This window comes from Treponema sp. (assembly GCF_017430385.1).
Taxonomy (GTDB): domain Bacteria; phylum Spirochaetota; class Spirochaetia; order Treponematales; family Treponemataceae; genus Treponema_D.
The window spans coordinates 73,476-80,879 of record NZ_JAFRNB010000039.1; the positions used below are offsets into that span (position 1 = coordinate 73,476).

The following is a 7,404-nucleotide window of genomic DNA, read 5'->3' on the forward strand; positions in this document are numbered from 1 at the left end:
TTTGTTTTCCGTTTTCAGTTTTCCACTTTCAGTTTTCAACTTATAATCTGAACGCCTGCACTCGCACCGATTCGGCTTGCCCCTGCCTCGACCATCGCAACGGCCTCTTCCCAGTTGTGAACGCCGCCACTTGCCTTGACTCCGAGCCTGTCGCCGACAGTTTTTCGCATAAGCTCAACAGCGTGAGTTGTCGCACCGTTCGGGAGCAATTTTCCGTCCTTGCCTTTGAGGATTGCAAAGCCTGTCGAAGTTTTGACAAAATCAGCTCCGGCTTTTTCTGCGGCCTCACAGCATTTTACGATTTCTTCGTCAGAAAGATAGCATGTCTCCAAAATTACTTTGAGAACGATTTTCGGGTCGCCCGGAACTACGACATCATTGATTGCACAACGAACGGCATAAATATCCTCAAATACATCGTCCCACTGGCCGTCTTTTACCATCGAAAGGTTTACGACCATATCGACTTCGCGTGCGCCCTCGTCAACGACAAGACCTGCCTCGCTCGCCTTGTCATCAATTGATACGGCACCAAGAGGGAAGCCAACGACTGTACAGACCTTAACGGCACTGTCTTTCAAAAGCTCAGCTGCCAAAGGAACATAAAACGGGTTTACGCAGACAGAGGCAAAACCGAATTTTTTAGCCTCGTCGCACAATTTCTCGATGTCTTTTTTTGTCGCGCAAGGATTGAGGTTTGTGTGGTCAATCATAGACGCGATTTTTTTGATGTTTTCTGAATTCTTTTCCATAAAGTATGATTCTAGCACCTAATCGCAATGATGTCGAGAAAAAGCAGAAAAGCAGAAAAGAGTTTTTTATAAATTTTGCTCAACGCTTGTTGTTACCCATGACTAATTACTTTGTTAGCCATAAGCAATTCGTTCTATTCCCACTTGTTTTCTGATTTTTTCGATGTTACAATATTTCTACAAATCTTAATTAAGAGGTAACTAATTATGGCAATGAAAATTGACCCAAGCGTATGCGTAAACTGTGGAACTTGTGAACCTGACTGCCCAGTCGGAGCAATCTCAGAGAACGACGGACACCGCGAAATCGACGCATCAAAATGCGTAAGCTGCGGAACATGTGCTTCTGAGTGCCCTGCTAGCGCAATCAGCGAGGCATAAGTTTTCTTATATTTTGCAAGGACTGCCTTCTTTTTGAACGGCAGTCTTTTTTTTTTCGCAATTTTGTTCTAGAATAGCCTTATGTTCATAATTCTGCTTTTTGCGTGCGCTCTTTTAAGCTCGCTTCTCGTATATCCGCTGTATTTTTTCGCCACAACTTTCCATACAGGCTACACGGTCACAGTCTCAGTCCTTCTGATTGCGCTTTTTGCATTTCTTCTCGCAAGGCAAATCAAAAAGCACGGATTACGCTCGGCACTCGTTTTCAGCACGAAATTTCTGATTGTCGCGTCAGGGCTTTCATCCTTTTTCGTCCTTGTCATACACGGCATGAGGATTTTCGCATTTCTGGCAATTTTCGTCGCAACAGCCCTCTACATTCTCGCAGCAAAAAAACTCAGGTCAAAAAATATCGAGCTTTCATCGGAAACTTTATGAGAATAATGAGACTGTTTTTTTTCTTCATCACAATTTTATTCGCTTCATCGGCAGTCACTGTTTTTCCCCAGGCCCAAGCCGAACCTTCGAATCAAAAAATCATCCTTTCTTCAGCAGATTTTCCAGAAATCAAAACTCCGAAAAACCAGTCTCCACGGCGCGAACGGAACGCAAAATCACCCGAAGAGCTGGACGAAATCAAATTAAAGAACGAAGTAATTCGTCAGGAAAACGAAATCTGGGTTCAATATCAAAAAGACCTTCAGCTTCAGAACAAAATCAAAAATATGCCTGAAAACCGCACAAAAAACATGGAGAAGCCGAAAAATCTTTTTTATAAATTTTCCGTCAAAAAAGACCCTGACAAATACCTGGACACTTTCAACGGACTCTACGCCCGCTTCCAGACCGGGCAAGGAACTCTGGCGACAATCAACAGGCTCTCAAGCCCCAATGCAATCCGTCACGGCATGGAGATTATTCTTCCTGTTCAGCAGGGCATGTACATTCCCAAAAAAGCGGACTCAGCCCTTGAAATCCTGCTTCAGAAAGAATTCGCTTCCCTAATCACGGATGACACGAAAATCTATGAAATCAACGGAACGGAATTTTATTTTCTCCCGGCACTGAGCTTCTCGCCCACGCAAATCGCTTTCTTTCACGACACCGGGATGCAGCTTCCTCTGAGCAAAAAAGTAGTCACATCGCAGTTCGGCTACCGTACAAGCCCAATCTCCGGCAAATGGAAATTCCATGCAGGAATAGACCTCGCTGCCCCGGTCGGAACGGAAGTTTTCGCCTGCAAGCACGGAACGGTCAAGACAGCCGCCTACAGCGAAATCTACGGAAACTACATAGTCCTTCTTCACGACAAAAATACGACGAGTCTTTGCGCCCACCTCTCAAAAATACTCGTAAAAAAAGGCCAGTCCGTATCAACCGGCGCAACCATCGGCCTGGTCGGAACGACAGGAGCCTCAACCGGCCCGCACCTGCATTTTGAAGTCCGCGAGAACGGCACGCCCAAAGACCCCGCCAAGATGTTTTAGCTCAAACTACCTCAATTTTTTAAGAAAATTTCAAAAAAAGCACTTATTTTAATGGAAAGAAAAAGGAATATGGTTTACAATTAAACATAGTATTTCCTTTTATGAAGAGATTCGAGATTCATTCAATTCTTGAAAATACAAAGAGATTCTCACTCGCTGTGGCTGTGCTTTTCGCATCATTCGCCGCGTCCAGCGAGAATTTCCGCGTACGAAAACTCATACCAATCTCATTCAACGAAATCAACGAAAAAATCTCCGTCGAAAGCGGAATAAACGATGCACTGTGGATTACGCTTCCAAAAGACCTCACTTACATCAGCGGGGTGGAGCTTAATCTTAAAGTCCCGGAGGACATCGTTACCTGGCGCGATTCCGTGGCCTACATGCTCTACGATAAGCTTGATCCAAAGCCGAGTGAAAAAAAGCAGAGTTACTACGGAGAACGGGGCCATGTATCAACGATTCCAGGCAACTTCTCGCTCAACATTTATATTCCAATTTCAAAAGATTTCGCAATCAAGGATAATCCTTATTCTGTCAAGCTTCCAGTTCAGTCACCGGATTCCGGCATTTTCCTGCGTTTCATGATGGTAATGAAGGGCGTTCCTGAGTCACTCGAAAACTCCATTCTCGAAATCACCGCCAAGCCAGTCCTCAAAAACAAGGGCGCGCTCAACCTCTCCGTAACTCCTCAGTCCACCGAAGAAAAAAAATACTCTGTCTTCATCGATGATGAGCCGGTTCAAGCTTACAGCCACAAGCTTCTTCCGACCGGCGAGCATCATCTTTCCATCGTAAGCGATTCTTACCGAAACGAGCTGCGGACATTCCGAATCGAGCAGGCAAAAACCACTTCGCTCTCGGTCAACATGCGCGGAATAGAGCCGCTCGTAAAGTTAATCTGCCCAAAAGACACAAAAGTCTTCCTTGACGGCTTGCCAGTTACAAACACGGCAGAACCTGTTTCCGTCACACAAGGCGAACATGCCGTAAAATTCATCCTCGGCGACTACGAAATCGTAAAAACAATCTCAGCAATGAACGGCCGCACATACTCTGTCAACCTCAATGTCGATGCCACAATAAGCGAAGACGAGTAACAAAGTGGACAAGCGCAACCTTAAAAAGGTTTCTCTTTTCCACGCCTTTTCTTTTCCAAATTTTCAATCCAAAAGATTTCAAATTCTTCTCCAAATGCACTAAAGATTTCAGCAAATTCTAGCGATAATATAAGAGTCGGGCACGCAATTATCCCCTCCCACCCATTGGTGTCCGACTTGCCTGATGGGCAATTGGGGCTGTCGGTTGGCAGCCCCTTTTCTTTTTTTTCTTTAAAACAATCAAAAACACTCTAAATCTTTACATTATCTTCTATAAATTGTATTCTATGTAAATGCAAAAAATGAGCAAATTTACAGTCGTAATGATTTCAGGGCTTTTTTTCTTTGCAGGCGTTTTTGGATTATCGCTTGGACTTGCCCTTTCAAACACAAAACACATAATTGACAATGAGAATTTCACGGAATTTGACACAGCACTTCCAACCCGGATTCTGGACATCAACGGCGAGCTTATAACAGAGCTTGCCAGCGAAGAGAAGCGTGAGATTATCAGCATCAACCGGCTTCCACAGCACATGATCGATGCCCTTGTCTCACGAGAAGACCGTATCTTCTACAAGCATCACGGATTCTCGGTCAAGGCACTTTTCCGAGCCGTAATCGGCCAGCTTATCGGGCATTCCATGGGCGGCGGCTCTACCCTCACCCAGCAGATTGCAGGAACTCTTTATGCCGACCGTCGCGACATGTCTTATATGCGAAAGTTCAAAGAGCTTTGGTGGGCAATCCAGATGGAACGCAGATTCTCAAAGAATGAGATTCTGGAACTTTACCTTAACAAAATCTATTTCGGTGGCGGCACTTACGGTGTCAATGCCGCAAGCAAGTATTACTTCGGGCATAGCGCAACGGAAATCACTCCGGCAGAGGCTGCGATTCTTGTAGTCCAGCTCTCAAACCCGGCTCACTACAATCCTTTCGAATATCCTAACCGTGCCATGGACAGGCAGAAATATGTTCTCGCGGCAATGGTCGAAAACGGCTTAATCACGCAGGAACAGTCTGATTCATCTTTTGAGGAATATTGGGCAAATTTTGACTACACGCGCACAGGAAACTCGGCCATACCAACAAGAGATGACAATGCTCCGTGGTTCTCTGAATATGTCCGCCGCGAGCTTTCAAACATGGTTTACGGCTCGGACGACATTTATTCATCTGGCTTCACGGTAAACACAACGCTCAACCTCAAGAATCAGATTGCGGCACAGAATACAATGGAGCGTTACATAGCTTATGCGAACAGGACATACCAGCGTGGAAACAGCGAAAGGCAGAATTCAGCTTTCAGAATCTACACACCGCTTACAGAGCTTCTGACACTCACATTCAACCTCGGCGAGCTTAAAGTCTCTCAGCAGCGCAACGAGACACTTGCCCTAGCCACTTACACAAAGACAATCAATCCTATCGTCGATGTGCTTTCATTGGTCTGTGGCGTTGATTCCCTGAAAGTCGGAATCGCAAACAAAGCAAACGCTATCGCAAAATCAAATGTCGGAAAAAATGTCATTGAAGGCACGATGATTGCCGTCGAAAACTCAACCGGTTACATCACATCTCTGGTCGGCGGAAGCAAATTCGACGGCGAAAACCAGTTTATCCGTGCTGTTCAAGCAAGATTACAGCCAGGTTCTTCATTCAAACCGCTTTATTACAGCGCAGCAATTGACTCAAGACAATTCACACCAAGCACTATCATCTCGGATACGCCGATTGTATTCCACACCGCAGACGGAAAGCCTTACATTCCGCAGAACTTCCGTGGCGAATGGAAGGGAGATGTCGAGCTATGGTACGCGCTTGCACATTCTATGAATGTTCCTTCACTCAAAATCTTGGACGGAATCGGATTCGACACTGCCATAAACAGGGCAATCGACCTTCTTGGTATTCCAAAAGAAGAAGTTCCTAACCGTGGCTTTGTTCCGGGCTATCCTATCGGTCTCGGCGTATGCTCAGTCCGTCCAATCGAACTTGCACATGCTTATGCTTGTTTCGCGAACGGCGGAAAGGAAGTTGTTCCAATCGCAATCCGAAATGTCGAGGACAAGAATGGCAATGTATTCCTCAATCCAGAAAAGGATGTAAGGCAAAAACAGCAGGCAAAAGGAAGTGCGGCGCAGATTATTTCACCGCAGACCGCATACACAATGACAAGACTCCTCGAAAACACTGTCAAATCCGGAACGCTCGCAAGCCCAACAGGAAACGGCTCAAAATTCACTTACCGTGACGCAAACGGCCGAAAATACACGATTCCGGCAGCAGGCAAGACAGGAACGACACAGAACTGGGCAGATGCATGGACAGCATGTTTTACACCATATTACACTTCTATCTTCTGGTTTGGCTTCGATAAGCCTGGTCAGTCTCTCGGTCTGCAGCTTACAGGTTCTACATTAGCAGGATATGCAATGGCAAGCTTCATGCAGAAAGCTCATGAAGGCTTACCTTATAAAGATTTCGTCCGTCCTTCAAGCGGCACTGCCGATGTAACAGTCTGCTCAGTGAGCGGTGCTTTACCGACAGCAGATTGTGAGGATCATAAAATCACGCTTACATTCCTTGACGGAACTCAGCCGACTGAATTGTGTACCGTTCATTCAGGAAATTCTTCAGGCAGGCTCATCGGGCTTTACAGGCTTGAGCAAGAATTATACAGGGCAGGATTCGCAAGCGATTTGATTATAAAGGACAACAATCCGCTCACATTCGATCTGGAAGGAAAAACAACGCTGGATTCTGCAATGAGTTCATCTTACGACTTCCTCCAGGAAGACGAGTTCGGAAACGCACCTGATTACAACTTCCTTATGGACTAACAGTAATTATAAAATAGTCAGAAGTTCCGACAAGTTTTTTACAATGTAATCTGATTTCTCAAATTCTGACAGGGGTTCTTGAAGGGCACCAAACCCCTGTTTTATCCACACAGTTTTCATCCCAAGATATTTTGCAGGATAAATATCATTGTCAAGCCTGTCACCAATCATACAAGCCTCATCAGGTTCACATTTTGCTACATTTAGCGCATATTTGAATATCCGGATATCAGGCTTCGCTATCTGCACATCGCCAGACGATATAATATACTTGAAATATTTCAAAATTCCAAATTCTTCCAAGCGTTTCTTTAGCCCAGAAGATTGATTAGCAATAATCCCCAACTCATATTTTTTTGAAAGAGCACTGATGACCGCTGGAGCCTCATCGTACAGCTTCTCCAGCTCTGAGCGATATGGCGCAACATTCTCAAATTTATACTTATCAATCACAGTAAGAAATTGAGGAGCTTGCAGTATTGAGGCTTTTTGAATCTCATTGTAGATATCCTTTGCCGTAAGACAGAGTTTTTTTGATTCTTCAAATTCTGCCTGCTCTTTGCATCGTCTTTCCCAAACATCAGACTCATCAACAAGAGTGTAACCTATATCAAAAAACAAAACTTTCATTTTTTCCAAAAAATAATAATGCGCGACTCAACCTGCAACGGGCTATGCGCGGTTCCGCTGCCACCCCGCTCCCCGCCCCGGGGCAAAAAAAATCCGCCCCTGCTAGCGGGCGGAAAACCATCCAGAAAGAAAAAAGCCGGCGGCTCCCTACTTTCCCCCCTAACGGAGTATCATCGGCGCGGGGGTGCTTGACTTCCGTGTTCGGAAC

Annotated in this window: 7 protein-coding genes; 5 read left to right on the forward strand and 2 right to left on the reverse strand. The window is 45.3% G+C overall.

All coding sequences use genetic code 11. The features are described from left to right. Positions 1-35 precede the first annotated feature (35 nt). Positions 36-752 carry a deoxyribose-phosphate aldolase gene (deoC, locus tag IJJ71_RS02990; RefSeq protein ID WP_296845232.1) on the reverse strand — a complete coding sequence of 239 codons (717 nt, stop codon included), beginning with the start codon at positions 750-752 and terminating at the stop codon, positions 36-38. A gap of 207 nt (positions 753-959) precedes the next feature. On the opposite strand from deoC, the gene IJJ71_RS02995 reads away from it, so the two are divergent. The 5 genes from IJJ71_RS02995 (at position 960) to IJJ71_RS03015 (ending at position 6,566) form a co-directional block, all read left to right on the forward strand. Next, entirely contained in the window at positions 960-1,133 is a 174-nt protein-coding gene (locus tag IJJ71_RS02995; protein ID WP_296331907.1) for a 4Fe-4S binding protein, read from the forward strand. Between the two features lie 81 nt (positions 1,134-1,214). Continuing rightward, a complete protein-coding gene (locus IJJ71_RS03000) occupies positions 1,215-1,571 on the forward strand; it encodes a hypothetical protein (protein WP_296845233.1) in 357 nt (118 codons plus the stop codon). Between the two features lie 5 nt (positions 1,572-1,576). Continuing rightward, positions 1,577-2,620 (forward strand): M23 family metallopeptidase, encoded by a 1,044-nt coding sequence (locus IJJ71_RS03005; protein ID WP_296845234.1) that lies wholly within the window; start codon positions 1,577-1,579, stop codon positions 2,618-2,620. Positions 2,621-2,721: 101 nt separating this feature from the next. Further along, positions 2,722-3,720: a hypothetical protein gene (locus tag IJJ71_RS03010; RefSeq protein ID WP_296845235.1), complete on the forward strand. Its 999-nt coding sequence runs from the start codon at positions 2,722-2,724 to the stop codon at positions 3,718-3,720. 302 nt (positions 3,721-4,022) lie between these two features. Continuing rightward, on the forward strand, positions 4,023-6,566 hold the full coding sequence (locus tag IJJ71_RS03015; RefSeq protein WP_296845237.1) for a penicillin-binding protein 1A: 2,544 nt from the start codon (positions 4,023-4,025) through the stop codon (positions 6,564-6,566). A 6-nt stretch (positions 6,567-6,572) separates the two neighbouring features. On the opposite strand, the gene IJJ71_RS03020 is transcribed toward IJJ71_RS03015, so the two are convergent. Further along, positions 6,573-7,196 (reverse strand): HAD family hydrolase, encoded by a 624-nt coding sequence (locus IJJ71_RS03020; RefSeq protein WP_296845240.1) that lies wholly within the window; start codon positions 7,194-7,196, stop codon positions 6,573-6,575. Positions 7,197-7,404: the final 208 nt, after the last annotated feature.

What these genes read in the sequence shown, in the direction of transcription:
- IJJ71_RS03015 (WP_296845237.1), top strand. Translation starts at nt 4,023, where the DNA reads ATGAGCAAATTTACAGTCGTAATGATTTCAGGGCTTTTTTTCTTTGCA.
- IJJ71_RS03020 (WP_296845240.1), bottom strand. Translation starts at nt 7,196, where the DNA reads ATGAAAGTTTTGTTTTTTGATATAGGTTACACTCTTGTTGATGAGTCT.
- IJJ71_RS03010 (WP_296845235.1), top strand. Translation starts at nt 2,722, where the DNA reads ATGAAGAGATTCGAGATTCATTCAATTCTTGAAAATACAAAGAGATTC.
- IJJ71_RS03000 (WP_296845233.1), top strand. Translation starts at nt 1,215, where the DNA reads ATGTTCATAATTCTGCTTTTTGCGTGCGCTCTTTTAAGCTCGCTTCTC.
- IJJ71_RS03005 (WP_296845234.1), top strand. Translation starts at nt 1,577, where the DNA reads ATGAGACTGTTTTTTTTCTTCATCACAATTTTATTCGCTTCATCGGCA.
- deoC (WP_296845232.1), bottom strand. Translation starts at nt 752, where the DNA reads ATGGAAAAGAATTCAGAAAACATCAAAAAAATCGCGTCTATGATTGAC.
- IJJ71_RS02995 (WP_296331907.1), top strand. Translation starts at nt 960, where the DNA reads ATGGCAATGAAAATTGACCCAAGCGTATGCGTAAACTGTGGAACTTGT.